Source organism: Roseomonas sp. SRI_022, assembly GCF_057586215.1.
This window is the reverse complement of sequence record NZ_JBYCZL010000011.1, coordinates 63578-89479: the sequence shown is the minus strand read 5'-3', so window position 1 is coordinate 89479 and position 25902 is coordinate 63578. Positions and strand designations below refer to the sequence as shown.

At 69.1% G+C, this 25902-nt stretch carries 18 protein-coding genes; 2 read left to right on the top strand and 16 right to left on the bottom strand.

What is annotated here, in order from left to right; translation table 11 throughout:
• Position 1: 1 nt before the first annotated feature.
• Genes AC2YHJ_RS13000 through AC2YHJ_RS12990 form a run of 3 tightly spaced genes read right to left on the bottom strand, consistent with a single transcriptional unit; the run spans position 2 to position 2697 of the window.
• On the bottom strand, positions 2-1069 hold the full coding sequence (locus AC2YHJ_RS13000; protein ID WP_487396486.1) for a ketopantoate reductase family protein: 1068 nt from the start codon (positions 1067-1069) through the stop codon (positions 2-4).
• 15 nt (positions 1070-1084) lie between these two features.
• A complete protein-coding gene (locus AC2YHJ_RS12995; RefSeq protein WP_487396485.1) occupies positions 1085-2038 on the bottom strand; it encodes a Gfo/Idh/MocA family oxidoreductase in 954 nt (317 codons plus the stop codon).
• Positions 2039-2085: 47 nt separating this feature from the next.
• A complete protein-coding gene (locus AC2YHJ_RS12990) occupies positions 2086-2697 on the bottom strand; it encodes a hypothetical protein (protein WP_487396484.1) in 612 nt (203 codons plus the stop codon).
• A 268-nt stretch (positions 2698-2965) separates the two neighbouring features.
• On the opposite strand from AC2YHJ_RS12990, the gene secD reads away from it, so the two are divergent.
• The gene (secD, locus tag AC2YHJ_RS12985) at positions 2966-5533 is read left to right on the top strand and encodes a protein translocase subunit SecD (RefSeq protein ID WP_487396483.1); all 2568 of its coding nucleotides are present in this window, start codon (positions 2966-2968) and stop codon (positions 5531-5533) included.
• 75 nt (positions 5534-5608) lie between these two features.
• On the opposite strand, the gene AC2YHJ_RS12980 is transcribed toward secD, so the two are convergent.
• The 13 genes from AC2YHJ_RS12980 to AC2YHJ_RS12920 all read right to left on the bottom strand — a co-directional run bounded on the left by AC2YHJ_RS12980 (position 5609) and on the right by AC2YHJ_RS12920 (position 23918).
• Positions 5609-6778, bottom strand: a complete 1170-nt coding sequence (locus AC2YHJ_RS12980; protein WP_487396482.1) for an iron-containing alcohol dehydrogenase — start codon at positions 6776-6778, stop codon at positions 5609-5611.
• Positions 6775-7662, bottom strand: coding sequence for a 3-hydroxyisobutyrate dehydrogenase (mmsB, locus tag AC2YHJ_RS12975; RefSeq protein WP_487396481.1), 888 nt, complete (start codon positions 7660-7662; stop codon positions 6775-6777). The genes AC2YHJ_RS12980 and mmsB overlap by 4 nt, the downstream gene beginning before the upstream one ends.
• Positions 7663-7725: 63 nt before the next feature.
• Positions 7726-8787, bottom strand: a complete 1062-nt coding sequence (locus tag AC2YHJ_RS12970) for an ABC transporter ATP-binding protein (protein ID WP_487396480.1) — start codon at positions 8785-8787, stop codon at positions 7726-7728.
• Positions 8784-9770 (bottom strand): ABC transporter ATP-binding protein, encoded by a 987-nt coding sequence (locus AC2YHJ_RS12965; RefSeq protein WP_487396479.1) that lies wholly within the window; start codon positions 9768-9770, stop codon positions 8784-8786. The genes AC2YHJ_RS12970 and AC2YHJ_RS12965 overlap by 4 nt, the downstream gene beginning before the upstream one ends.
• Positions 9770-11203 carry an amidohydrolase family protein gene (locus tag AC2YHJ_RS12960; RefSeq protein WP_487396478.1) on the bottom strand — a complete coding sequence of 478 codons (1434 nt, stop codon included), beginning with the start codon at positions 11201-11203 and terminating at the stop codon, positions 9770-9772. The genes AC2YHJ_RS12965 and AC2YHJ_RS12960 overlap by 1 nt, the downstream gene beginning before the upstream one ends.
• A gap of 16 nt (positions 11204-11219) precedes the next feature.
• Positions 11220-12818, bottom strand: a complete 1599-nt coding sequence (locus AC2YHJ_RS12955; RefSeq protein ID WP_487396477.1) for an ABC transporter substrate-binding protein — start codon at positions 12816-12818, stop codon at positions 11220-11222.
• 17 nt (positions 12819-12835) lie between these two features.
• A complete protein-coding gene (locus AC2YHJ_RS12950; protein ID WP_487396476.1) occupies positions 12836-13711 on the bottom strand; it encodes an ABC transporter permease in 876 nt (291 codons plus the stop codon).
• A complete protein-coding gene (locus tag AC2YHJ_RS12945; protein ID WP_487396475.1) occupies positions 13708-14649 on the bottom strand; it encodes an ABC transporter permease in 942 nt (313 codons plus the stop codon). The genes AC2YHJ_RS12950 and AC2YHJ_RS12945 overlap by 4 nt, the downstream gene beginning before the upstream one ends.
• A gap of 7 nt (positions 14650-14656) precedes the next feature.
• On the bottom strand, positions 14657-16294 hold the full coding sequence (locus AC2YHJ_RS12940) for an amidohydrolase (protein ID WP_487396474.1): 1638 nt from the start codon (positions 16292-16294) through the stop codon (positions 14657-14659).
• Positions 16291-17067: a class II aldolase/adducin family protein gene (locus tag AC2YHJ_RS12935; protein WP_487396473.1), complete on the bottom strand. Its 777-nt coding sequence runs from the start codon at positions 17065-17067 to the stop codon at positions 16291-16293. Before AC2YHJ_RS12935 ends, AC2YHJ_RS12940 begins: the two co-directional genes overlap by 4 nt.
• Positions 17068-17204: 137 nt before the next feature.
• Positions 17205-18080: a transglutaminase family protein gene (locus tag AC2YHJ_RS12930; protein ID WP_487396472.1), complete on the bottom strand. Its 876-nt coding sequence runs from the start codon at positions 18078-18080 to the stop codon at positions 17205-17207.
• Positions 18077-20548, bottom strand: a complete 2472-nt coding sequence (locus AC2YHJ_RS12925) for a circularly permuted type 2 ATP-grasp protein (protein WP_487396471.1) — start codon at positions 20546-20548, stop codon at positions 18077-18079. Before AC2YHJ_RS12925 ends, AC2YHJ_RS12930 begins: the two co-directional genes overlap by 4 nt.
• Positions 20541-23918 (bottom strand): transglutaminase family protein, encoded by a 3378-nt coding sequence (locus tag AC2YHJ_RS12920; RefSeq protein WP_487396470.1) that lies wholly within the window; start codon positions 23916-23918, stop codon positions 20541-20543. Before AC2YHJ_RS12920 ends, AC2YHJ_RS12925 begins: the two co-directional genes overlap by 8 nt.
• Positions 23919-24183: 265 nt before the next feature.
• On the opposite strand from AC2YHJ_RS12920, the gene AC2YHJ_RS12915 reads away from it, so the two are divergent.
• Complete coding sequence (locus AC2YHJ_RS12915) at positions 24184-25890, top strand: N-acyl-D-amino-acid deacylase family protein (protein WP_487396469.1); 1707 nt, start codon at positions 24184-24186, stop codon at positions 25888-25890.
• The last annotated feature ends 12 nt before the right edge of the window (positions 25891-25902 follow it).

Below are 25902 nucleotides of genomic sequence, written 5' to 3'. Positions count from 1 at the left end.
GTCAGTTCAGCCGCAGGCCGCGAATCAGGTCCGGCGATGGGGCGGCATCGCCGCGCTCGACGCGCTTGACGATCTCGGTCAGCGCGGCGTTGGCGGGGGCTGCGATGCCGATCTCGGCACCGCGCGCGACGACGAAGCCATTGAGGTATTCGATCTCGGTGCGCCTGCCCTTGACCATGTCCTGGCCCATCGAGGCGCGATGCGCCCCGCCGCCCGGCTTCTGCGTATCGGCGAGGCGCTGCGCGTCGTAGGCCTTCCGCGCGGCGTCGTCGCCCTCGCCGGCCTTGGCGATGATCTCGGCGTCGAGGTGCAGTATCTCCTCCAGGTCGTAGCCGAGCGCCTGGCCGACGCGGATCGCCTCCGACCCCAGCCGCGCGGCGAAGGCGCGGATGGCGTCATCGGCCGTCGCTTCCTTGGCCAGAAGACCGGTTGCCGCCGCGATGCCGTTGCCCATGACGTTCGCCACCAGCTTCGACCAGCGCTCGCCCCACAGGTTGGTCGTGGTCAGCGCGGAATCCGACAGCGCGACCAGGGAGGTGATGTATTCTGAACGAGGCGAGACCCGACCATGCGGCTCGCCCACGCGATAGACGGTGTGCGACGCACCCGACTTGCCGGCCGCCCGCTTCACGAGGCCAGGTGCGGACAATTCCACCGTGATCAGCGAGGCGATCGCACCCAGCACGCGGCCCCAACCGACGATGCCCGCGATCACTTCCTCATTGATGCAGTTCTGCAGGGAGACGACGTAGCCGCCCGGTGAGAGATACTGCGCGATCATCGCCGTCGCCCAGGCGGTGTCGTAGGACTTCATGCAGACGAAGGCGATGTCCACCGGCTTCTGCTTGGCGAAGGACTGCAACTCCGTCAGGTGGATCGCCTTCACCGGCACGGTGAACTCGGGCACGTCCTTCAGGTGCTGGATGGTCAGGCCACGCGAGCGCATCGCCTCGACATGCTCGGGCCACGGGTCGATGAAGGTCACGTCGTGGCCCGCCTGGGCCATGTAGGACCCCGCGTAACCCCCGACCGCGCCGGCGCCGACGATGGCGATGCGTGGCTTGTCCATTCGATACGTTTCCTCTTACGCGCCGCGGATCGCGGCCTCCACCGCGAGCGCCACCTTCAGCGCCCGCCGCCCGGCCGCACCGTCCACCACAACCGGCGCGCCGTCCAGACAGGCGGCCACGAAGGCGGCCTGCTCGGCCTCCAGGCTGTCATGGTCGGTCCAGGTCGCGCGGTCGATGCCCGAGCCCGGCATGGTCGCGACCGCTTCCGCCCCGCCGCGGCGCAGCACCGCGAGTGAGCGTTCTAAGAAGTTCACGCTCATCTCGCCTTCGGTGCCGAGCACGCGCAGGCGCCGTTCCATCGCGAGCGAGACACGCGACGCGGTGATCACCGCCGCGCGCCCGCCGGGAAAGCGCAGCCGCGCCACGGCGAAGTCCGGCAGGTCGGAGGCGACGGCGGAACCCACCGCCTCGACCGCCTCCGGCTCGCCACCCGCGAGTTCGATGATGAGGTCGATGTCATGGATCATCAGGTCCAGCACCACCGACACATCCAGGCTGCGCGGCCGGAAGGGTGCGACGCGGATCGCGTCCCAGGACAGCGCCCGCCCGCCGGATTTCGCCCCCACCACCGCGCGGAAGGCGGCGGAGAAGCGTTCGATGTGACCGACCTGCAGCACCCGCCCGCGCGTGGCCGCGGCGCCGATCAGCGCATCGGCTTCGGCGAGCGTCGCAGCGATCGGCTTTTCGATGAAGACGTGCCGTCCTGCCGCGAGCGCATCCATGGCGAGGCCGTGATGGAAGCGCGTCGGCGCGGCGATGATCAACGCATCGGCCCCGGCGATGGCGGCTGCCGGCGTCAGGACCTCGGTGCCGGTCTCGGCGGCGACGGTCGCGGCGCGGGCCGCGTCGGCATCGGCGAGGCCGACCAGGCGCACACGCGGATTGGCGGCGGCCTTCAGGGCATGGAAGCGGCCGAAATGACCGACGCCGAGGATGGCGAGGGAGAGGCGTGTGTCGCTGGCGTTCATCCGCCCGCTTTAGAGCAGATCCCGGCCGGACGGAATCGCCCAGGCCGTCAGATGACCGGTGCCACGCCATCCTTGCTGACGGTCACCCGGCTGGCCGAGATCCGGCCTTCCCCGTCCCGCATCGCGCTGATGAAGACCGTGGCGCCGGGCACGAGATCCGAGCGCGCGGCCGCGATGGGCATGAGCAGCGGCGTCTCGGCAGGCACGCGCACCAACACCCGGCGGCCGAGGATGCTGAGCGTGAGGTCGCGCCCCGTGCCGCTGTCCACCGCCGCCTCGACCGGGCCATTGTTCATCGTGGCGTTGGGGGCGGTGTCCCAGGCGTTCTGCAACTCGGTGATCCGCATGCCTGGCGGCAGGACGGTGATCGCCGTCGCGCGGAGTTCGCCGTCCGGGCCCGGTTCGGCAACGACGCCGACCGCCGTGCCGGGCGTGATGTCGGCAAGTGCGACGCGGCGCAGAGCCGCCACGGTCGCGTTGTCAGGAAGGTTGACCACCACGCGCTCACCGGCCCGGGTGGTGACGCCCAGCGCATTTCCCTCCAGCTCCGAAATGGTGCCGCGGATGCGCACGAGGCCGGCACCCTGCGCCGCGACACGGCCGATCGGCAGGACCACAAGGCCAAGCGGCAGAATGCTGCGGCGGGACAGGTTGGGCATGGTGAAGCCTCCAATTCTCGGCGTGGGTCATCCGTTTCGCTGACTTGGATCGCCGGCGGGCTTGCGCCAGGGGATGAATTGCGTCATGGCCCTGTCGTCCACGGTCCAACAGGACGTCGCCGGCGGCCGAATTCTCGGAAATGCCTTGCGAAATCAGGGCCTGGGCACGATGTGATGCGCCGTTCGATGCCATGTCGGCGGCGGGGTTGCATCCCCTGCACCCCCTCGCCATTGTCCGCCGCCTGAAAACCTGGGGTTTCTGCTGCCCATGCTACATTTCGCGCGCTGGAAGACCGCCGTGATCCTGGCGGTCTGCCTGGTCGGGACGCTGATCGCCATGATGAACCTGGCGCCGCGCTCGGCCTTTCCGGGGTGGTTCCCGGCCCGGCAGGTCAGCCTGGGGCTCGATCTGCGCGGCGGGTCCTACCTGCTGCTCGAGGTCGATCTCAACACCGTGGTGCGCGAACGGCTGGACGGCATGATCGAGGGCGCGCGGACGCGCCTGCGCGCCGGCAATGTGCGCTACGTGAACCTCTCGGCCGATCCGGCGAACCGGCGGATGGGGCTGCGCGTGCTGGATGCCGCGCAACTGCCCGCGGCCATGACGGCGCTGCGCGAGCTTGCCAATCCGGTGCAGATGTCGACCGGCCAGAACGTTCCGGACATCGAGGTGACCAGCGCCCCGGACGGCCAAGTCTGGGCCACGCTGACCGAAGCCGGGCTGCGCGCCAAGGCAACCAGCGCCGTCGAACAGTCCATCGAGATCGTCCGCCGTCGCATCGACGAGACCGGTGTGGCCGAGGCGCTGATCGCCCGCCAGGGCCAGTCGCGTATCCTCGTCACCCTGCCCGGCGTCGAGGATCCCAACCGCATCAAGGACCTGCTGGGCCGCACCGCCCGCATGACCTTCCACCTGGTGGACGAGAACGCCGGCCTCGCTGCGACACCCCCGCCGGGCGTGATGTTCCTGCCCAGCGAGCGCCAGGGCGAGCGCGTCGCCGTGCGCCGCCGTGTCGAGGTGGATGGCGCCAACCTGACCAATGCCCGCGCCGGCCAGGACAGCCGCACCGGCGAATGGGTCGTGAACTTCCAGTTCGATTCCGTCGGCACCCGTCGCTTCGCCCAGATCACGCGCGAGAATGTCGGCCGGCCCTTCGCCGTGGTGCTGGACGAAAAGGTCATCACCGCGCCCGTCATCCGCGAACCCATCACCGGCGGCCAGGGCCAGATCAGCGGCTCCTTCACCGCCCGCTCCGCGAACGACCTCGCCGTGCTGCTGCGCGCGGGCGCCCTGCCCGCGCCGCTGACGGTGGTCGAGGAACGCACCGTCGGCCCCGAACTCGGCGCGGACGCGATCCGTGCGGGCGCCTATGCGCTCGGCGCGGGCACCATCTTCGTCTTCCTCTACATGGGCTTCGCCTACGGCCTGCTCGGCTGGTTCGCCAATATCGCGCTGGCCTTCAACATCCTGCTCGTCATCGCCGGCATGACGCTGCTGGAAGCGACGCTGACGCTGCCGGGCATTGCCGGCATCGTGCTGACGCTGGGCACTGCGCTCGACGCCAATATCCTGATCAATGAGCGCATACGCGAGGAAGTGCGCAACGGACGAACACCGATCAGCGCGCTCGAGGCCGGCTACACCAAGGCGTCGGGCACCATCATGGATTCGAACCTGACGAACCTGATCGCCATGGCCTGCCTCTACGGCTTCGGCTCGGGCACGGTGAAGGGCTTCGCGGTCACGGTGGCGATCGGCACCATAGTGCAGATGTGGACCGCGACGGTGCTGACCCGCCTGTTCACCTCCTGGTGGTATCGTGCGACCCGGCCCAAGGAACTGCCGGTGTTCCAGCGCCCGGGCCTGTCGCTCTATGAACGGCTGCGCCGGCCGCTGTTCCGCATCTTCCCGGACGATACGCGCATCCCGTTCATGCGGGCGGCGCGCATGGGGTTGATCGTCTCGGCGGTCCTGTCCACCGCCTCGGTCGCCATCGCCTTCTATCCGGGGCTGGAGAAAGGCATCGACTTCAAGGGCGGCATCGAGATGGAGGTGCGCACGCCCCAGGCCGGCGAGATCGGCGCGCTGCGCGGCGCGGTCGGCGCGCTGAACCTTGGCGATGCCACCATCCTGCAGTTCGGCGACGCCTCCACCTTCGCCATCCGCCTGCCTGCCCAGGGCGACGAGGGTGCCGTGCAGGCCTCGGTGAACAAGGTGCGCGATGCGCTGGAACAGGTAGCCCCAGGCACGCGCATCCTGCGCGTCGAGGCCGTGGGCAACCGCGTCTCGAACGAGTTGTTCATCGGCGGGCTCATGGCGCTCGGCCTGTCCTTCGTTGCCATGCTGCTCTACATCTGGGTGCGCTTCGAATGGCAGTTCGGCCTCGCGGCGATCACCACGCTGATCCTCGATGCCACCAAGACCATCGGCTTCATGGTTCTGTTCCAGGTTGAGTTCAACCTGACGACCATCGCAGGCATCCTGACCGTCATCGGCTTCAGCGCGAACGACAAGGTCGTGGTGTTCGACCGCATGCGAGAGAACCTGCGCAAGTTCAAGACCATGCCGCTGGATCAGCTTGTGGACCTATCGATCAACGAGACGATGAACCGCTCGCTCGGCACCTCGATGACGTTGCTGCTCTCGGCGGTGCCGCTCGCGCTGTTCGGCGGCGACACGCTGTCGGGCTTCGCGTGGGTGATGGTGGTCGGCATCGTGATCTCGGCGGGGTCGTCGGTGTTCATCGCGGCGCCGATCGTGCTGTTCACGGGGCGGAACAGGATGCGGCGGGATGACGCCGCCGCGCCGACCGGTGCGAAGGCAGCCAAGTCGTAAGACCCGGGGGAGAGAACTCCCCCGGGACCCCCTCCTTCCTTTGTCTGTCAGCCAGGCGGCGCCCAGCGCAACGGGTCAGCCCATCCAGGCGCGGTGGTAGAGGGCGATGATTTCCTCGGCCGAGGGAACCGCCGGGTTGTTGGCGGGGGAACCGCTGGCCAGCGCCTGCGCGGCCATGGTCGGCAGAAGGCCGTCCCACTTGCCAGGGTCGATGCCATAGGCCACGGGCGTCGGTACGGCGAGGTCGCGGTTCAGGTCTCGCAGTTCCTGCAGCAGCTTCGCGCCCGCTGACTGATCGCCTTCCGCCGCCGAGGCAATACCCATCGCCCGCGCAGCCTCCGCATAGCGCGGGAGCGCGGCGTTCAGGCTGTATTCCGTCACCGCCGGCAGCAGCATCGCGTTTGACAGCCCATGCGGCACATGGAAATGCGCCCCGATCGGACGCGACATGCCATGCACCAACGCCACCGACGAATTGCTGAAGGCGATCCCCGCCAAGGTCGCACCCTTCATCATCGCCGCCCGCGCAGTGGCATTGGACGGTTCGCGATAGACGGTGCGCAGATTGGGCGCGATCAGCCGCATCGCCCGCAGCGCATACTCGTCTGCTTCGTCATTGGCGCGCTTGGACACGAAGGCCTCCAGCGCATGGGTCAGGCTGTCGATGCCGGTATCGGCCGTGGTGCGCGGCGGCACGCTGAAGGTCAGTTCGTAATCCACCACGGCGGCGAGCGGCAGCGCGCCGAGGCCCGCGATCAGCATCTTCTCGTCGCGCTCGGTGTCGGTGATGACGGTGAAGCGCGTCGCCTCGCTGCCTGTGCCCGCCGTGGTCGGAATGCAGATGACCGGCAGCGCACCGCGATTGGCCTGCGCCGGCACCTTGAAGTCGCGCATCTTCGCCCCGGGCGCGGCCGCGCCGAGAATCGCCATCGCCTTCGCCGTATCCATCGGGCTGCCGCCCCCGAAGCCGACCAGGCAATCATAGTCACCGGCCTTCATGGCGGCGACGCCGGCCTCGATCACCGTGTCGGTCGGGTCGGGCACCGTGTCGCTGAACACGCCTGCCGTGATGCCGGCAGCGCGCAGCGGCGCGAGCGCCTTGTCCACCGTGCCGGAGGACACCATCCAGGGGTCGGTCACGACCAGGGGCTTCGACAGGCCCAACTGGCCGAGCACCTCCGCCAACTTGCCAACAGCGCCGCCGCCGATCATCAGCAGGCGCGGCGAGACGAAACTCGTGGTCATTCCGCCTTCCCCTCGCGGATCATGGTGATGATGCCGGAGAAATCCTTGGCCGCACCGCCGCCTTCGACGAAGCGCTCGTAAAGCGACAGCGCCAACGCGCCGACCGGCGCGTTGAGCCCCGCATCCTTCGCCGCCTGCTGCGCGAGCCCGAGATCCTTGCGCATCAACGCCGCGGTGAAGCCCGGCGCGAAGTCGCGATTGGCCGGACTGGCGGGCACCGGCCCAGGCACGGGGCAATAGGAATTCAGCGCCCAGGACATCGCCGTGGATTTCGAGCAGACGTCGTAGAGCGCCTGGGCCGGCAGGCCGAGCCGTTCGGCCATCACGAAGGCTTCCGACGTCACGGCCATCGTCGCGGCAAGCATCATGTTGTTGCACAGCTTGGCGACCTGGCCCGCGCCGGCATCACCGCAATGCACGATGGTCTTGCCCATGGCTTCCAGGATCGGCCTCGCACGCGCGACCGCGTCCTCGGCGCCACCGACCATGAAGGTCAGCGTGCCGGCTTCCGCGCCCATGACGCCACCTGACACCGGCGCGTCCAGGAAGGGCCGCCCGGCCGCGGCCGCGACCTCCCGCGCCGTCGCGACGTCGATGGTCGAGCAATCCATCAGCAGGGCGTCCGCGCGCGAGGCCTTGGACAGACCGCCCTGCCCCAGCCAGGCATCGCGCACCTGCTCCCCGGCCGGCAGCATGGTGATGACGACATCCGCATCCTTCGCGGCGGCCGCCGCCGAGAAGCCGGCCACGGCACCCGCCGCGACCAGGGAATCCACGGCCGGCTGGACGATGTCGAAGACCACCACCTGATGCCCGGCCTTGAGCAGGTTGCGCGCCATGGGCGCACCCATCCTGCCGAGTCCCACAAATCCGATGCGCGCCATGTCTTCCTCCCGCAATCGCGGGGTGGACGTTAGGCGCAGCGGCGGAGTGAGAAAACCCCGCTCTCAGGCCGCCCGCGCGCGGGCGTAGAGCGCGAGACGCTTCGATGCCGCCTCGGACAGCCCGCCGCTGAAATCGAGGCCGGCCGGGGGCAGCGTCTCGGCGAAATGGCAGGCCGCCTCATGGCCATCGGCCATGCGGCGCAGCAGCGGCGCCTCTGTCCGGCAGCGATCCTGGGCGAAGGGGCAGCGCGTGTGGAAGCGGCAACCGGGGGGCGGGTTCATCGGGCTCGGCACATCGCCGCCGAGCGGCTTCACCTGCCCCCGTCGCTGCGGGTCCGGATGCGGGATCGCGGCCAGCAGCGCGCGCGTATAGGGATGGCGCGGCGAGGCGAAGAGATCGCCCTTCGCTGCCGTCTCGACGATCTGGCCGAGGTACATCACGGCGACGCGGTCGGCGACGTGTTTCACCACGGCCAGGTCATGCGCGATGAACAGATAGGCGAGACCGAAGCGCCTCTGCAGATCCTTCAACAGGTTCACCACCTGCGCCTGGATCGACACGTCGAGCGCGCTGACCGGCTCGTCGCACACCACAAGGTCCGGCTGCACCGACAGCGCCCGCGCGATACCGATGCGCTGGCGCTGACCGCCGGAGAATTCATGCGGATAGCGCTGCGCATGGAAGGCGCGCAGCCCGACGAGGTTCAGCAGCTCCTCGACCCGCTTACGGCGCGATGCGGCGTCGCCGATGCCATGCACGACCATCGGCTCGGCGATGGCATCCGCCACCGTCAGCCGCGGGTTGAGGCTGGCATAGGGGTCCTGGAAAACGATCTGCATGCGCCGGCGCATCGCGCGCTGCGCAGCACCGGTGATGCCGGTGACGTCCACGCCTTCGAAGTTGATGGTGCCGGCGGAAGGTTCGATCAGCCGCAGCACCAACCGCGCCGTGGTGGACTTGCCGCAGCCGGATTCACCGACCAGCGCCAGCGTCTCCCCGCGCCTCACGGTGAATGACACACCATCGACGGCGCGTACCACACCCACCTGCTTCGCCAGGATCAGCCCTTCCCGCACCGGGTAGTGCTTGGCGAGGCCGGTCACTTCCAGCAGCGTCTCACTCATGCGGCGAAAGCCTCGACGGGGGCACGCAGGCAGGCGGCCTGATGGCCGTCGGCAACGGCGCGCAGCGGCGGCTGGTCCGACTTGCATTCGGGCGCGGCGAAGGGACAACGCGGATGGAAGCGGCAACCCTTGGGCAGGGCGAAGGGCGGCGGCACGCTGCCTTCGATGGCGAGCAGGGTCTCGCGTTCCTCATCGAGGCGAGGCACGGAGCCAAGCAGGCCGAGCGTGTAGGGATGCATCGGGTCCGCGAACAGCGCGGCGGCGGGGGCGCGCTCGACCACGCGGCCGGCATACATCACGGCGACCTCATCGGCCATCTCCGCCACCACGCCGAGGTCGTGGGTGATCAGGATGATCGACATTCCTGTTTCCTGCTGCAGGTCGCGCAGCAGATCGAGGATCTGCGCCTGCACCGTTACGTCCAGCGCGGTGGTCGGCTCATCCGCGATCAGTAGCTTCGGGCTGCAAGCTAGAGCCATCGCAATCATCACGCGCTGGCGCATGCCGCCGGAGAGCTGGTGCGGGTATTCGTCGAAGCGACGCTCGGGTGCCGGAATGCGCACGCGCTTCAGCGCCTCGATCGCGCGGTCGCGCAGTTCGGCCTTCGAGGCGCGCGTATCATGGGCGCGCATCGCCTCGATGATCTGGAAACCGACGGTATGGACCGGGTTCAGGCTGGTCATCGGCTCCTGGAAGATCATCGCGACCTGGCTGCCACGCACGTCGCGCATCTCGGCTGTGGACAGGCCGAGCAGGTCTCGCCCGTCCAGCATCACCCGCCCCGCCGCGACACGGCCGGGATGCGCGACCAGACGCATCACCGACAGCGACAGCACCGACTTGCCGCAGCCGGATTCGCCGACGATGCCGAGCGTGCGGCCGCGCGGGACTGAAAGGTCCACGCCATCCACGGCGGCGATCTCGCCGCCATGGGTGCGGAAGACCGTGCGCAGACCCTCGATGCGAAGCAGCGGTTCCGACATCAGGACCAGTGGAAGGTCGGCGGGGCGATCTTCTCCGCGCTGCGATGCGCCCAGTCCTGCTGCGGCACGCGGCCGACGATGCGCTGCTGCGCCTCATGCAGGTGCTCGGCTGCCTGACGGTAGTCCATGGTCAGCACCTCGCCATCCTCGACCACCTTGTTGCCATCCACATAGACGGCCTTCAGGGCGCGGTCGCCGGCGGCGTAGATCAGGCTGCGGACGGGATCATAGGCCGGGCGGATCATCGGATGAGTGATGTCCACCAGCGAGAAATCGGCCTTGCAGCCAACCGCAATCCTGCCGATGTCGTCGCGACCGAGTGCCCGCGCCCCGCCAATGGTGGCGGCATTGAACAGGTCGGTCGTCGTCATGGTGCGCGGATTGCCCGCCTGGGTGCGCGCGATGTGCGCGGCGAGCCGCATCTCATCCAGCATGTTGTGCGGATAGGTATCGGTGCCGATCCCCATGTTCACGCCGCGGCGGATGTAGCGCCCGAGATCCTTCATCGCGATACCGCGCCGCGCGAAAACCGTCGGGCAATGCGCGACGGTGGTGCCGGTCTCCGCCAGACGCTCCAGGTCCGTCTCGCTATGCCAGCGCGTCGAGGGATGGTCGTCCAGAAAGATGCCGTGCCCGATGATGGAGCGCTCGCCGAGCAGCCCCATGGAATCGAGCCAGCCGATTGGCGTCACGCCATGCCGGCGTGTGATCTCGTGGAACTCCACGACGGACTGCGCGGCATGAATCTGCCAGGACACGCCGCGGGCCTTCGCCTCGGCGTGGCTGTCCTTCAGCAGGCCGGCCGAGCAGGTGTCGATCTGCGCAGGCACCACCATGCCGAACAGGCGGCCGGATTCATGCTGCTCCGCGCGCTCGATCAGGCGAAGGGCTTCCTCCATCGCCTTCTCGCCAGCCTTCTCGTCCCACTCATATTCGACAACATGGCCGTTCTTGGTGAACCACCGCGCCGAGCGGAACATCGGCGCGATGCAGACGCGCATCCCGGCCTCGGCCAGCAGGTCGAGCCAGCCCGGATGCGCCATGGACAGGTCGGCTAGTGTCGTCACGCCGGACAGCAGCAGTTCCGACAGTGCCACGCGTACGCAATGCGGTACCGCATCCGCATCGGCGCGGAAGATCGGCATGTATTCATACAGCGATGAATTGTAGAGGCCGGGCGAGCCGATCTCATCGAGGAAACCCTTGTTCAGCGGCTCGCTCGACGGGTGGGAATGGATGTTCACGAGGCCCGGCATGACCATCAGGCCACGCCCGTCGATCACCGTATCCGCCGCACCTTCATAGCCGCGGCCGACGAAGGTCAGCGTGCCATCGGTGAAGGCGATATCGGTGTCCGGCGCGTAGGTATGCGCCTTCGCCGAGCTATCCCAGGCGACGGCGAGCTCCGCCGCCTTGATCAGCGTTGTGGTCATGCCGCTTTCCCCCAACTTATCGCGTCAGCCGAATGTCGAGGCCCTTGTACAGCCCGACACCGTAGATGCCATGCGCACGCACGCCTTCCGTCCGCGCGGAAGCCGCGAGCCACAGCTGTTCCCGGGCCACCGGCACCCAGACGTTGTTCTCGGTGATGATGCGCTGGGCGCGGGCGATCGCCGCGGCGCGCACCGCCGGGTCTACCGCCGTCTGCGCCTCACGCAGCGCGGCATCGGTCGTCGGATCGTTCCAGTTCATGCGGTTCGGCGTCGGCCGGTTGGCGCTGTTGAAGTACAGCGAGAAGGCATCCGTCGCCGTCACATAGGGGTAGGACATCACGAAGGCGTCGAACTCCTGCGTGGCGAGGCGCCCCCAGCCGACCGTCGCATCCCACATCTGGATGCGCATCTCGATGCCCACGCGCCGCAGATCCGCCTGCATCGCCTGGAGGTACTGCTGCGCCGCCTGGGTCTGCAGGCCGTAGACGAGGAAGGAGGCGCGCTGGCCGTCCTTCATGCGCACGCCATCGGAACCCAAGCGCCAGCCGGCCTCATCCAGCACGCGGCGGGCGCCATCCTGGTCGAAGCGCGGCACCATCCGTGCGGCCTCCGCATCGAAGCCGGTGACGGCGGGGTTGAGATAGGCATCAGCCGGCGTGGCCGTGCCGAACCAGGTCGCGCGCACCATGGCGTCACGGTTCACCGCCATGTTGATGGCGCGCCGCACGGCGGGGTCGTTCACCACGGGCTTGTCCACCTTGAAGCCCATGAAGTGGTCCCAGAAGTAGTTTGCCTGCTGGGACATCCGCACATTCGGCGCGCGCTGCAGCTGCTGTACGGCGATGGCGGGGATGTACTGCGTCACGTCGCCCTGGCCGGTCTGCAGCGCGGCGAGGCGGGTCTGGCTCTCCGGCGTCACGCGCCAGATCACGCGCTCCACCTGTGGGGACGGGTTCTGGTACACGCCCGCCGGGCCCCAGCGGTAGTTCGGGTGACGCTGCAGCACCAGGTCCTGCCGCGGCGTCCACGACACCCAGCAATAAGGGCCGGTGCCGTTGAAGCCCTGCACGCCGAAGTTCTGGCCGAGCCGCTCGACCGAATTGCGATCGACGATTGAGGCGAAGAACAGCGTCAGCTGGTACAGCAGCTCGCCGAAGGGCTCGTTCAGCTCGTATTCAACGGTGAACTGGTCGCGGGCGCGAACCTCCTTCACCGGGCCGGCGCGCCAGCGCACCGGGCTGCGCGTCGCGGGATCGATCCAGCGATTGATGGAATACACCACGTCATCGGCCGTGAAGGGACGCCCATCGCAGAAGGTGACGTCGCGGCGCAGATGGAAGGTATAGGTCTTGCCGTCCGGGCTGATCTCCCAGCGTTCGGCAAGCAGCGGGCGGACCGTCTGCATGTCGAAGTCGAGCGCGACCAGCGTGTCGGTCATCATGTAGACGACCTCGCCAGCGCCGCGCGCCGTGGAACGCGGTGGATCGTAATTATCCGCGTCGATCTCCCGCAACACGACGAGAGTGTTGCGCGGGTTGGCTGCCTGGGCGAGGGCATCGCCCACCGGCATCGCCGCGGCCAGCGCGAGCAGCGCGGCGCCGAGGGTCTTCTTCATGGTTCCATCTCTCCCGATCAAACGCGAAGCCTGGGGTCGAGCGCATCCCGCAAGGCGTCCCCGAGAACGTTGAATGCGAGCACGACGACGAAGATCACGACGCAGGGCACCACGGCGATGTGCGGTGCGAAGAACAGGAAGTTACGCCCTTCGGAGGCCATCGCACCCAGTTCCGGCACCGGCGGCTGCGCGCCGAGGCCAAGGAAGGACAGCGCCGAACCCAGCAGGATTACCTGCCCGAAGCGCAGTGTCGCGAAGACGAAGATCGCCGACAGGCAATTGGGCGCGAGGTGCCGCCAGATCAGCCGCGCATCGGACATCCCCGTCGCGCGGGCGGCCTCGATGTAGTCGAGCCGCATCACCACCATCGCCGACCCGCGCACGATGCGCGCCATCAGCGGCACGGTCGCGACCGACAGCGCGAGGATCACCGAGAAGATCCCGGGCCCGAAGATCGCCGCGATGGCCAGCCCGACCAGGATCGCGGGAAAGGATAGCAGGATGTCCACCAGCCGCATGATCGGGCCGTCCAGCCAGCGGTGGTAGAACGCGGCAAGGAAGCCGAGCAGCGCACCCAGCCCGCCGCCGAGCACAACCGCAGCGAAGCCCATCAGCAGCGAGACGCGCAGGCCGAACAGCAGGCGCGTAATCATGTCCCGCCCCTGCGCATCGGCGCCCAGCGGCAGCCCCTCACTGCCCGGCGGCTGCATCGCGAGCGACAGATCGTTGTCATAGGGATCGGTCGGTGCGAGCAGCGGCGCGAAGACCGCCGCGGCCACCAGCAGGACTGCCAGGATCAGCGCGATCGCCGCACCCGGTTCGCGGAGCAATCGGAACAGCACGCCCGGGCGCTTCGGCGCGATGGGTTCGGAGGTGTCGGTCGCAGCGCTCATGCCCCGCGCACCCGCGGATCGAGCGCGGCGTAGAGCACGTCCACGATCAGGTTGACTACGATGAAGCCCATCGACAGCACGATGATGGTTCCCTGCGCCATGGGGAAGTCGGAGGACAGGATGGCGCCGACCGCAAGCCGCCCGACGCCAGGCCAGGAGAACACCGTCTCCGTCACCACCGCCCCACCCAGCAGGAAGCCGATCTGCAACCCGATCAGCGTCACCACCGGCACCATCGCGTTGCGCAGCGCATGGCGCATCACGACGATGCGTTCCGTCAGCCCCTTGGCTCGCGCCGTGCGCACATGGTCGGCCGACAGAACGTCCAGCACCGCCGTGCGCGTCATGCGCGCGACAGGCCCGACGAAGACGCCGCCCAGCGTGACCGCCGGCAGGATGATCGACAGAATGCCGTCCATCGTCCACAGCGGCCCGCCGCGCCCCGTGAAGGGCAGCCACTGCCACTGGAAGCCGACAAACCAGATCAGCACCAGGCCCAGGAAGAACACCGGCACCGACACGCCGGCCACCGACACCGCCATGATCGCGCGGTCGATCAACGATCCGCGCCAGTACCCCGCCAGCGTGCCGAACAGGATGCCGAGCGGGATCGACCAGAACAGGCTCGCGAACATCAGTTCCAGCGTCGGGCCGATGGTGCCGCCCAGTTCCTGCGCGACCGGCACGTTGTTGATGATCGACGCGCCGAGGTCGCCATGCAGCAGTCGCCACACATAAAGGCCGAACTGCACATAGAGCGGCTGGTCGAGGCCGAGATCGGCGCGGATCGCCGCGATCACATCCGGCGTCGCGGTCGGCCCGGCGCGCACCGTGGCCGGGTCGGTCGGCACCACCTGCATCAGCAGGAAGCCGATCAGCAGCACGCCGAACATCACGGGCACGGCAAGCACCACGCGGTGCAGGGCGTGTCTCAGCATCGGACGGTCACTGCGCCGCGGCGGCGGCCGCCAACTCGCCCTGGCGGTCGAAGATGGGCAGGCCGTCGCGCAGCGTGATGTCGGCTTGCGTCTTCAGGATTGCGTCCGGCTCGATCGAGAAAATGTCGGCCGAGAGCACTGCGATGTCCGCCTGCATGCCCACTTCCAGCGTGCCGCGCCGGTCCTCGGCGAATTGCGTGTAGGCGCCGCACCAAGTGTAGCAATGCACGGCTTCCTCGGGCGTCAGCCGTTCTTCGGGACCCAGCACCGTGCCCTTGTTGGTCGCGCGCGTGACCATGGTGAACAGGTTGATGAAGGGATCGACGGTGCAGACCGGGCAGTCCGAGGACGCCGCCGGATGATGCCCCTCATCCAGCCAGGTCTTCATCGGATAGGCGCGGTCGGACCGTTCATGCCCCAGGTTGCGCACGTAGAGGTCGCCGAACTCATACATGAAGGTCGGCTGCGGCACGGGCAGGATGCCGCGCGCCTTCATCCGCCGCCGCTGGTCGCGGGTGAGGAAGCCGCAATGTTCGATGCGATGGCGCCGGCCGGCAAAGGGATGCGCCGCGCTGTCGGCGTTCTCCATGCCGACCAGCACCTGCTCGATCGCCGCATCACCGATGGCGTGGATGTCGAGCTGCCAACCCTGCTCGTGATACAGCTTCAGCAGCGCGTGGATCTTCTCGCCCGGGAAAGTGAAGACGCCGGTGCCGCCGCCGACGGCCTCCACATAGGGGTCGAAGAAGGCGGCGGTCAGCCCACCCGCCGAGCCATCGGCGAAGACCTTCACCGCACCCCAGCGCAGGGAATCATCGCCCTGCATGGGCCGCATCCCGGCTTCCCAGGCCTGCTGCGCGATGCCTTCGGGGTTGCCGGCCAGCACCTGCCACATGCGCAGCGGCAGCCGCCCGGCCGCGCGCGCGGCGTCATAGGCCGCGACCTCGGCCATCCCCGCCGTCATGCCGACATTCATGTCGGTCGCGGAGGCAAAGCCGAGTGAGGCCAGATGGCCGCAGGCCGCGCCGATGGCATCGACCATGCGTGCCTGGTCCGGCGCCGGCATCACATCGCGCACCAAGCGCATAGCGCGTTCCTGGAACTCGCCGGTCAGCGCGCCGTTCTTGCGCACGATCACGCCGCCTTCCGGATTCGGCGTGTTGTGGCCGACGCCCGCCAGCTTCATGGCGGCGGTATTCGCCACGCCCACATGCCCGCAGGTCCGCACGATGAAGACCGGATTGTCCGGCGCGGCGGAATCCAATTCCAGGGCCGTCGGCTGGCGTTGCACGTCCAGTTCGCCATGGTCGTAGCCACGGCCCAGCACCCAGCTGCCCTTCGGCGCGGCCTGCGCCGCCACGCGGATGCGGCGCAGCACCTCGTCCAGCGTGCGCACCTCCTCCGCGCGCAGGTTCACCTGCGACAGGCCGAGGCCGTAGGGCAGCAGATGCATATGCGCTTCGTTCAGCGCGGGAATGGCGACGCGCCCGCCGAGATCGATGCGGCGCGTCCCTGCCCCGGCCGCCGCCAGCGCATCCGCGCCGAGCGCCACCACATGTCCGTCCTTCACCGCCACGGCGTCGGTGAAACCCTGCGCGAGGCCGCGGAAGACGCGCCCTCCGGCGATCAGCAGATCAGCACTCACGAGCGGTAATCCGGCTTTCCGTCCTCGATGAGCCGCAGCGCGGCGTTCCAGGCCATGGAATAGGCACCCTCCCCGTCCCGCGGCCGGTTGAACTGCGCGGCGGTATGCTGCCGCACGGCCTCGGGCGGCAGCACCAGTTCGGCGCCGCCCGCCGTGGCGGAGATCTGCGCCTGGCAGGCGCGCTCCAGGTAATAGATGTTGAGGAACGCTTCCGGCGCATGCCGCCCGCAGACCAGCAGGCCGTGATTGCGCAGAATCATCGCATTGTGCGTTCCGAGATCCTTCACCAGCCGCTCGCGCTCATCGAGGTCAAGCGCGATGCCTTCGTAGTCATGGTAGGCGAGGTGCCCGTAGAACTTCAGCGCGTGCTGGCTGATCGGCAGCAGCCCCTGGCGCTGCGCGGATACCGCTATGCCGGCTTCCGTATGGGTATGGATGACAACGGCGGCATCCTCGCGCGCCATGTGAATGGCGGAATGGATGGTGAAGCCCGCGGCATTCACCGGCTTCGATTCCGCCCCGCCCTCGATCACGTTGCCGTCGAGGTCGATCTTCACGAGGTCGGAGGCGCGCATCTCATGGAACAGCACGCCGTATTTGTTGATCAGGAAATGGTGATCCGGTCCCGGCAGGCGCGCGCTGATGTGGGTGTAGATGAAGTCCGTCATGCGGAAATGCGCCACCAGGCGGTACAGCGCGGCGAGGTCGCAGCGGATCCGCCATTCTTCCTCGGAGACGCCGCGCAGAGCGGCGGGCGGGCTGACGACGTTCATGGCTGGTCTCCGCGCGGGGTTGCCGAACAGTCATATTGCGCGCCCGTCCCGTCAACCTGTCCCGCGGCATGGATCGCCGTCCTCGCGACGGCGTTGCGCAGCGGCGTGGCAGGCATGCCGCCGGCGCGGGCATCGTTTCAGACGGGCACCGGGCCTTCCGCTTCTTCGAGATCCACGGCCACCCACAGCCCGTGCTCGCCGCCGCCAAGGATCACGCCGCTCAGCGGGCTGACATCGCCGAAGTCGCGCCCCCAGGCGAGCACCACATGCTCATCGCGCACCACGATGTCGTTGGTGGGATCGAGCCCGACCCAGCCAAACCCCTCCCCCATCCAGGCCTCGACCCAGGCATGGGACTGGTCGGCGCCGCGCCGGGCGGCCCCGCCGGGTGGGGGGCGCGTGCGGACATAGCCCGAGACATAACGCGCCGGCAGGCCAAGGCCTCGCAAGGCCGCGATCATCACATGCGCGAAGTCCTGGCACACGCCGGTGCGGCTCGCCAGCACCTCGGCGACCTGGGTGTTGGTGCCGGTGACGCCGGGCTTGTAGGTAAAATCCTGGCGGATACGGGCCATCAGTTCCAGCAGCCCGGCCAGGACCGGCCGCCCGGTCGGGAAGGATGCCGCGGCGTAGCCCGTCGCAGCGGCGACATGCGGTGCAAGCGGGCTCGGGAAGACGAATTCGGCAGCCTGCTCGCGCAACGCCCCGGCGGCCACATTCTCCCAAGGTGGTGTCAGGGTTGGTGCCGGCGGGTCGGGGAACCGAACCTCGACCAGCGCCTCGGCGATCACCTCGAACCGCTCATGCGGCACGTCGATGAAGACGCGCGTCGCGCGATTGCCGAAATGGTCGGGCGCCTCCGTCAGATGCGACGGCGTCGGCGTGACCACCAGCGTGCTGCGCACGACGTGCTGGCGGGGCAGCGCACGCGGCGTCAGCAGGAGCAGATGCGCCGCGAGATCGACCGCATGGGCGTAGGCATAGGTTGTGACATGGCGAAGGCGATAGATCACGCGGCACCGCGCAGTGCCGGCTCGGCGCCTTCCAGCCCCAGGGTCTGCGTCGCCGGCAGCAGGGCGAAATATCGCCGCGTCACCGCGTCCGATAGCGCCGCGATGCGGTCGGCCAGCGCCTCCAGCCGCGGCGGCATCGCGGCGGCGGCGATCGCCTGGTCCGGCGCGCCGACGAGTTGCGTGACCATCGCCTCCGCTTCGGCGAGCAGCGACGCCGCTTCATCCGGCAGTGCGCCATCCTCGGCCGTCGCGACCTCCGACAGGTTGCGGCTGATGGCTTCGAGCTGGAAGGCGAGCGCCCGCGGATTGGACGGATCTGCCAGCACCAGATCGAGCGCCGGCGCCGGCTGAAGCACGGTGAGATAGCGGCTGCGATAGGTGATGACGCTGTCGCAGAGCTCGAGGATCAGCCGCAGCCCACCTTCGATCCGCGCCGGCGGCTGGTCGAGCGCGAAGCCGACCTCGGAGGCGATCGCCTGCGCACGCTCGACGCGCCGCCCGAGATCAAGGAACAGCCAGGCGCCGCCGCGCACCATGCTCTCGGCCGCCACGCCCGCGACGGCGGTGGCGAAGCGCAGCACGGCGATCATCGCGCGGCTGATGGCCTCGAGGTTGTCGCCCGCCTGCTGGATCTCGGCCCGCGCCGTGCGTAGCGTCAGGGTGAAGGTGGCATACATGTCTGCTGTCAGCCGGTCGCGCACCATCGCGGTCAGCGCGGCGATACGGTCCGCAAGCTGCGTCACCGCGCCTTGCTCGCGCAGCGCGGCGGCGATCACGCTTGGCAACCCCTGGGCCGCGGCGGAACCGGTGACTTCCTCGGCCCCCGTGAAGCCGGCATGGGCGAGGCAGCGCGCCAGGGCAGAGACCTCGGCGGCCTCGCGCGGCAGCACCACACCGCGGGAGATGCGCGCCTGGGTCGCGCGCACCAGCCTTGCAGCGCGTTCCAGCCTTTCGGTGTACCGGCCGAGCCAGAACAGGTTGTCCGCGACGCGCGAGGGCAGCGCGCCATGCATGCGCCGGATCGGCAGCGGCGGCAGATGCGCGGGTGCGGGGCCGATGATGTCGCTGCCCTCATCCGCGATCACCCAGACATCCTTCGACAACCCCTGCGGAGGCAGCGCGCCGCCCAGCGCGCCGGCCTGCCCGATACGCGCGAGGCCACCGGGCATCACCCGCCAGTCGTTTCCGTCGAAGATGGCGAACATGCGCAGCACCAGCGGGCGTGGTTCCAATCCGCCGGTTGTCACGCATGGCACCAGGGAGGGCGGGGGAACGCGCACCGCAGCGAAGGCGGCAGGGGTGGTCGCGGCCTGCTGCGCGATGGCCTCGGCCTGCGCAGCGGCGGGCATCGATCCGTCCGTCGCGCGGCGCAACAGCCAGCCTTCCTCACGCCCGACCCGCGCCGTGGCACCTTCGGCACCAAGCCACATGGTCTCGACCGAAGGCAGTGCGAGCGCCTCGCCGAGCAGCCGCTGGGCCAGGGCCGGCAGGAAGGCGGCGAGCGCCGGGGCCTCGGCCAGCGCCGCACCCGGCGCGTTCAGGATGCGCACCGCGCCGTTGCGCGCCACATCCAGCAGGCCTGGGACGCCTGCGGTGCCGGCCGCGCTCGATTCCAGTGGATCGAGCCGCGCGCCATCGAAGCGCGACAGCAGCACATCGACCCGTTGCAACCCCTGCAGTGTCTTGAGGTGCAGCACCCCGCCGCGCACCGTCAGGTCGCCGCATTCGACGAGCGCGCAGGAGAGTTCGCGCGACAGCATCATGTCCTCGAACCAGCGCGGTGCCTGGGTGCCGCGGGTCAGCAGCGCGACCGCGGGGTCACCGACCTCGCGTGGTGCGAGGCGCTGCAACGCATCCTGCCAAAGGTCGAAGAAGGGCCGCATGGAGCGCACCTGTGCGCCACGGAACGCCTCCGGCATCACGCGGCCGAGCAGGCGCCGGTTCTCCCGCGCCATACCCGGCCCCGCCGGGGTGGAGGTACGGTCGGCCAGCACGCGCCACTGCCCATCCGGTCCGCGCAGCAGATCCACGGCATAGAGATGCAGCAAGGGGCCCGGCGGCATCCCGCCCTCACTGCGGCAACTGCGCAGGAAACCGGGATTGGCGAAGACCAGTCCGGGCGGCACCAGCCCTTCGGCCAGCAGCGATTGCGGGCCGTAGAGATCGGCGAGGACGGCTTCCAGCAACCGGGCGCGCTGCACGATGCCGGCCTCGAGTACCGCAAATTCCGTGGCCGGCAGCAGCATCGGCAACGGGTCGCAGCGCCAGGTCGCGTCGCGCTTGGCGCCGGGCAGCATGCCCGCGATGCCCTCATCCTCGAAGGCGCGGTCGAGCCGTCGCGCCCGCTCGGCGAGCGCCCCCTCCCCCATGCCGCCCATCATGCCGAGCAACGGGCGCCAATGGGCGCGAACCCCGCCGCGCCCATCGACCATCTCGTCGATGGGCGGCACTACTCCGAAGTCAGCCATGGCGTCTGAGGTCTAGGGTGAAGGGTAGTTCGAGGCCGGGCAGCGGCTCGGGCGGCGCCATAGGGCCGGGGGTGTGGCCGAAGGGGAAGAAGCGGGCACGACGTCGCGCCTCCGCCTCATTGGCATTGACCGGATAGCGGTCGTAGCTGCGCCCGCCCGGATGCGCGACGTGATAGGTCAGCCCGCCCAGGCTGCGCCCGGTCCAGCGGTCGAAGACATCGAGGATCAGCGGCGTCTGCGGCCGGATCGTCGGATGCAGGGATGATGGTGGATTCCACGCCTTGAAGCGGATGCCGGCGAGGTATTCGCCGCCACGCTCCGTCGCGCGCAGCGGCACGGCGACGCCGTTGACCGCGAGCAGGTGGCGATCCGCGACCCAATTGGTCACGCGTGCCTGGACGCGCTCCGCACTGCTGTCCACGTAGCGCGCGGTGCCGCCGGCCACCTGGTCCTCCGCCAGCACATGCCAGGGTTCCAGCGCATGCCGCAGTTCCAGCCCGACATCGCGAACCATCACGTCGCCAATCAGGGGGAAGCGGAAGGCCATGTGCGGCGCGAACCAATCCGGGTCGATCGGCGCGCCGAGGTTGCGCAGTTCGTCGATGGCGTCGCGGAAATCCTGCTCGCAGTAATGGGGCAGCATGAACTGGTCGTTCAGCCGCGTGCCCCAACGCACCAGGCGCCGCTCGTAGGGACGTTCCCAGAAGGCGGCCAGCGCTGCGCGCATCAGCAGCATCTGCACCGTGGACATCTCGGCATGCGGCGGCATCTCGAAGCCGCGGAACTCCACCAGCCCGCGCCGGCCGCTGCTGCTGCCCGGGTCGTACATCTTGTCGATGCAGAATTCGGTCCGGTGGGTGTTGCCGGTCATGTCCGCGAGTAGGTTGCGGAACAGCCGGTCGGTCAGCCAGGGCGGCACCTCCTGCCAGGCGTGGACCTTGGAGAAGGCGATCTCCAATTCGTGGATCGCATCCATCCGCGCCTCGTCGATGCGCGGATGCTGGCTGGTCGGGCCGATGAACAGCCCGCTGAACAGGTAGGACAGCGAAGGATGGTTGTGCCAGAAGCCGACCAGCGACTTCAGCAGATCCGGCCGGCGCAGGAAGGGGCTTTCGGCCACCGTCTCCCCGCCCATCACCACATGGTTGCCGCCGCCGGTGCCGACATGGCGGCCATCGGTCATGAACTTCTCGGCCGCGAGCCCTTCCTGGCGTGCTTCCTCGTAGAGCTGTTCCGTGCGGCCGACCACCTCGCCCCAATGGGTGGCGGGGTGAATGTTCACCTCGATCACGCCGGGATCGGGGGTGACGGAGAAATGCAGCAGGCGCGGATCGGATGGCGGCAGGTAGCCTTCGAGCACGACCTTGCGGCCCATCTCGGCCGCCGTCGCCTCGACCGCAGCAACCATGTCGAGCCAGTCCTCGGCGGCGAAGAGCGGCGGGAAGAAGATGTGCAGCTTGCCATCGCGGGCTTCGACCGTCAGCGCGGTGCGCACCACGGCGGGGTCGGATTGCCCCACCACCGGGATGTCCTGCGGCTGCGGCCGGAAATCCTCGATGCTGGAGGCGGTGCCCTCGCCGGGGCGCGGCGCATGGACAGCGCGCTGCGGCAGGGCCTCGCGTTCCTGCTGGGCGCGCATCGCGCGCTGCGCCATCAGCGCGGCATGCGGGGGCAGGTCCTCGCGCCAAGCGAAGGGGTCGGCGTCATGCTCCTGCACACGCCGCGCGTCCTCTGGCGACATCCAGGGCAGCGAGGCCAGCGGCAGGCGCAGCCCGATCGGGCTGTCGCCGGGGATCAGGAACATATGCTCGCCGCGGAAGAACCACCGGCCGGACTGCCAGCGCCGCACACCGTCCTGGATGACGCGGCGGATCGGCAACACCGCCCCGACCTCGGCCGACAGCCCCTGGCCGAAGACGCGGGCAAGGCGCTTGCGCTCCAGCTCGTCGGTGAGCTTCGCGTCCTCGACCACCACATTGGCGGGCAGCCGCTGTTCCTTCCACAGGTAGTAGTGGATGTCCTCATGCGCGCCCTGCACCAGGTCGGGATCGACCTGCAGGCGCTCGGCCAGCAGCCGGCCGAAGCGGGCGGCATCTGCTGCCGTCGCATTGTCCCGGTCGTCATCCGAGGCCAGCAGCGAGGCGTCCCGCCACACCGGCTCCCCATCCGCGCGCCAATGGGAATAGAGCGCCCAGCGCGGCAACTGCTCGCCCGGATAATGCTTGCCCATGTTGTAGGTCAGCGCGGAACCAGGCGACCACAGATTGACCAGCCGGCGCAGCAGGCGCCCGGCATAGGCGCGCTTGGTCGGCCCCAGCGCGTCGGTGTTCCATTCCGCCGCGTCGCGGTCGGATGCCGCGACGAAGGTCGGCTCGCCACCCATGGTCAGGCGCATGCCCTGGGCCTTGAGCTTACGGTCCACCGCCTCCCCGGCCGTGCGGATCGCCTCCCACTGGGCGGGCGCGTAGGGCTTGGTGACGCGCGGCGTTTCGAGGATGCGGCGGACCGACATCTCGAAGAAGAATTCGGTCTCGACCTTCTCCAGCCCGCCCGAGATTGGGGCGGCCGATTGCGGTTCCGGCGTCGCGGCAAGGGGAATGTGCCCCTCCCCGGTCATCAGGCCGGAGGTCGCGTCAAGGCCGATCCAGCCGGCGCCGGGCAGGTAGACCTCGGCCCAGGCATGCAGGTCGGTGAAGTCGGCGGTCGGCCCCTCCGGGCCTTCCAACGGCTTCTGGTCGGCAACCAGCTGGATCAGGTAGCCCGAGACGAAGCGCGCGGCATATCCCAGGCGGCGCAGCAGCTGGACCAGCAGCCAGGCGCTGTCGCGGCAGGACCCCTTGCCCTCGGCCAGGGTCTTGTCGGGTGACCATACGCCGGGCTCCATGCGCACGACGTAGGCGATCCGTGACTGGACCATCTGGTTGATGGCGACCAGCATATCGACGGTGCGCTGTTCGACCCGCGGGACCGCGGCCAGCAGCCCGTCCAGCAGCGGCCCGCCCGAGGGATCGATGCGGCGGAACGGGGCCAGTTCCTGCTCCAGCGCCGGGTCATAAGCGAAGGGCCAGGTTTCGGCTTCGGGTTCCAGGAAGAAGTCGAAGGGATTGATGGTCGCCATGTCGGCGACGAGGTCCACGGTCACGTCGAAATGCGTCACCCGCTCCGGGAACACGACCCGGGCGAGGAAATTGCCCTGCGGGTCCTGCTGCCAGTTCAGGAAATGGGGCTTCGGCTCGACCTTCAGCGCGTAGGAAAGCACCGGCGTCCGGCTATGCGGCGCCGGTCGCAGCCGGATCGTCTGCGGGCCCAGCGAGGCAGGCCGTTCGTAGCGATAGGTCGTACGATGCGTCAGGGCGACGTGGATGGACATGGTGCTGCCTGGCCGGAGTGAGGGATGCTTCCCATGGATACGGCGCTGGATGCAATCCGCGGTCCAACCCTTGGGGACCGCGGCACAATTTTGCGGCAGTGTGGAGCATTCGGGCCATGCAGGGCCCGGCCGCGGCGCGTTCCGCCTCCCTGGCCGCGTCCCGGCATTGCACGATTCGTATGCAGACCGCTCCCTGCCCCGGCCGGTTGAGCGCCTGGGCGGCGGGGCCTAGGCTCCCGGACAGTCCGGGAAGGGAACAGCAAGCATGGCCGATCTGGTGATCCGCGGCGGCATGGTGGTGGACGGTACGGGGGCGGCGCCGATCGAGGCCGACATCGCCATCGAGGGCGGCCGCATCGCCGAGATTGGCCGGGTCACCGCCCGCGGACGGGAGGAGATCAACGCCCAGGGTCGCATCGTCACCCCCGGCTTCGTCGACATCCACACCCATTACGACGGGCAGGCGGTGTGGGATTCCCATCTGGCGCCTTCCGCCTGGCATGGCGTGACCACGGCGGTGATGGGCAATTGTGGCGTCGGCTTCGCCCCCTGCCGCGCCGCCGACCGCGACAAGCTGATCGAACTGATGGAGGGGGTGGAGGACATCCCCGGCCCCATCCTCCATGAGGGGCTGGACTGGCGCTGGGAGACCTTCCCCGAATACCTCGACGCGCTGGACGCCAGGCCGCGCGACATCGACATCTGCGCCCTGCTGCCCCACGGCGCCCTGCGCGTGCATGTGATGGGCGAACGCGCCCTGGCACTGGAGAACGCCAACCAGGCCGACATCGCCGCGATGCGCGCCATGACGGCCGAAGCGGTGCGCGCCGGCGCCTTCGGTGTCTCCACCTCCCGCACCATCAGCCACAAGACCCTGAAGGGCGACCCGACCCCGACCCTGCGCGCGCAGGAGGAGGAATTGCACGGCCTCGCGCTCGGCCTGCGTGATGGCGGCGGGGGGCTGCTGGAGCTGGTGTCCGACTGGAACACGCCCGACCCGGCGACCGAATTCGCCATCGTCCGCCGCGTGGTGGCCGCGACCGGCCAGCCCGCGGTGTTCTCCCTGACCGCGCGCCATGACCGGACGGAGGCGTGGAAGGAACTGCTCGCCCTGTCCGATGCCGCGGCCGCCGAGGGGCTGCCGATCCGCCCGGTCTTCCCGCCGCGGCCGATCGGCATCCTGCTGGGGTTGCAGGGCAGCCAGAATCCCTTCTCCGGCTGCGCGTCCTACAAGGAGATCGCGCATCTGCCCGCTTCGGTCCGCGCCGCGGCGATGCGCGATGCCGCGCTGCGCGCCCGCATCCTGTCGGAAGACCGCGTCGCCGGATCGAACTTCCCGCTGATAACCCGCCTGTCCTTCGAACGCATGTTCCCCTTCGGCGACCCGCCCGACTACGCGCCGCCAAAGGATGCCTCGATCGCCGCCATCGCGGCGCGGGAGGGGCGCAGCGCCGAGGAGGTCGCCTATGACCTGCTGACGGCCGATGACGGAGCCGGCTTCATCTTCGCGCCACTGACGAACTTCGCCGACTACACGCTGTCCGCCAGCGCGGAATGCCTGCGGCATCCGAATGCCATCGCGGGGCTATCGGATGGCGGGGCGCATGTCGGCTTCATCTCGGACGGATCCTTCCCGACCTTCCTGCTTGCCTATTGGGCGCGTGACGCGAAGGAACAGGTCTTCGCGCTGCCGGAGATCGTGCGGCGGCTGACCTCCGACACCGCACGGGTGGCGGGGCTCGCTGATCGCGGCGTCTTGAAGCCGGGACTGCGCGCGGATGTGAACGTGTTCGACCTGGCCGGGCTGTCGCTCGAGGCGCCGCGCATGGTCGCCGACCTGCCGGCTGGCGGGCGACGGCTGCTGCAACGGGCGCGAGGCTATGCCGCGACGGTGGTCGCCGGCACCGTGACCTATCGCGACGGAGAAGCGACCGGCGCGCTGCCGGGGCGGCTGGTGCGGGCCGGCCGCTGAGGCTCCCGCCGA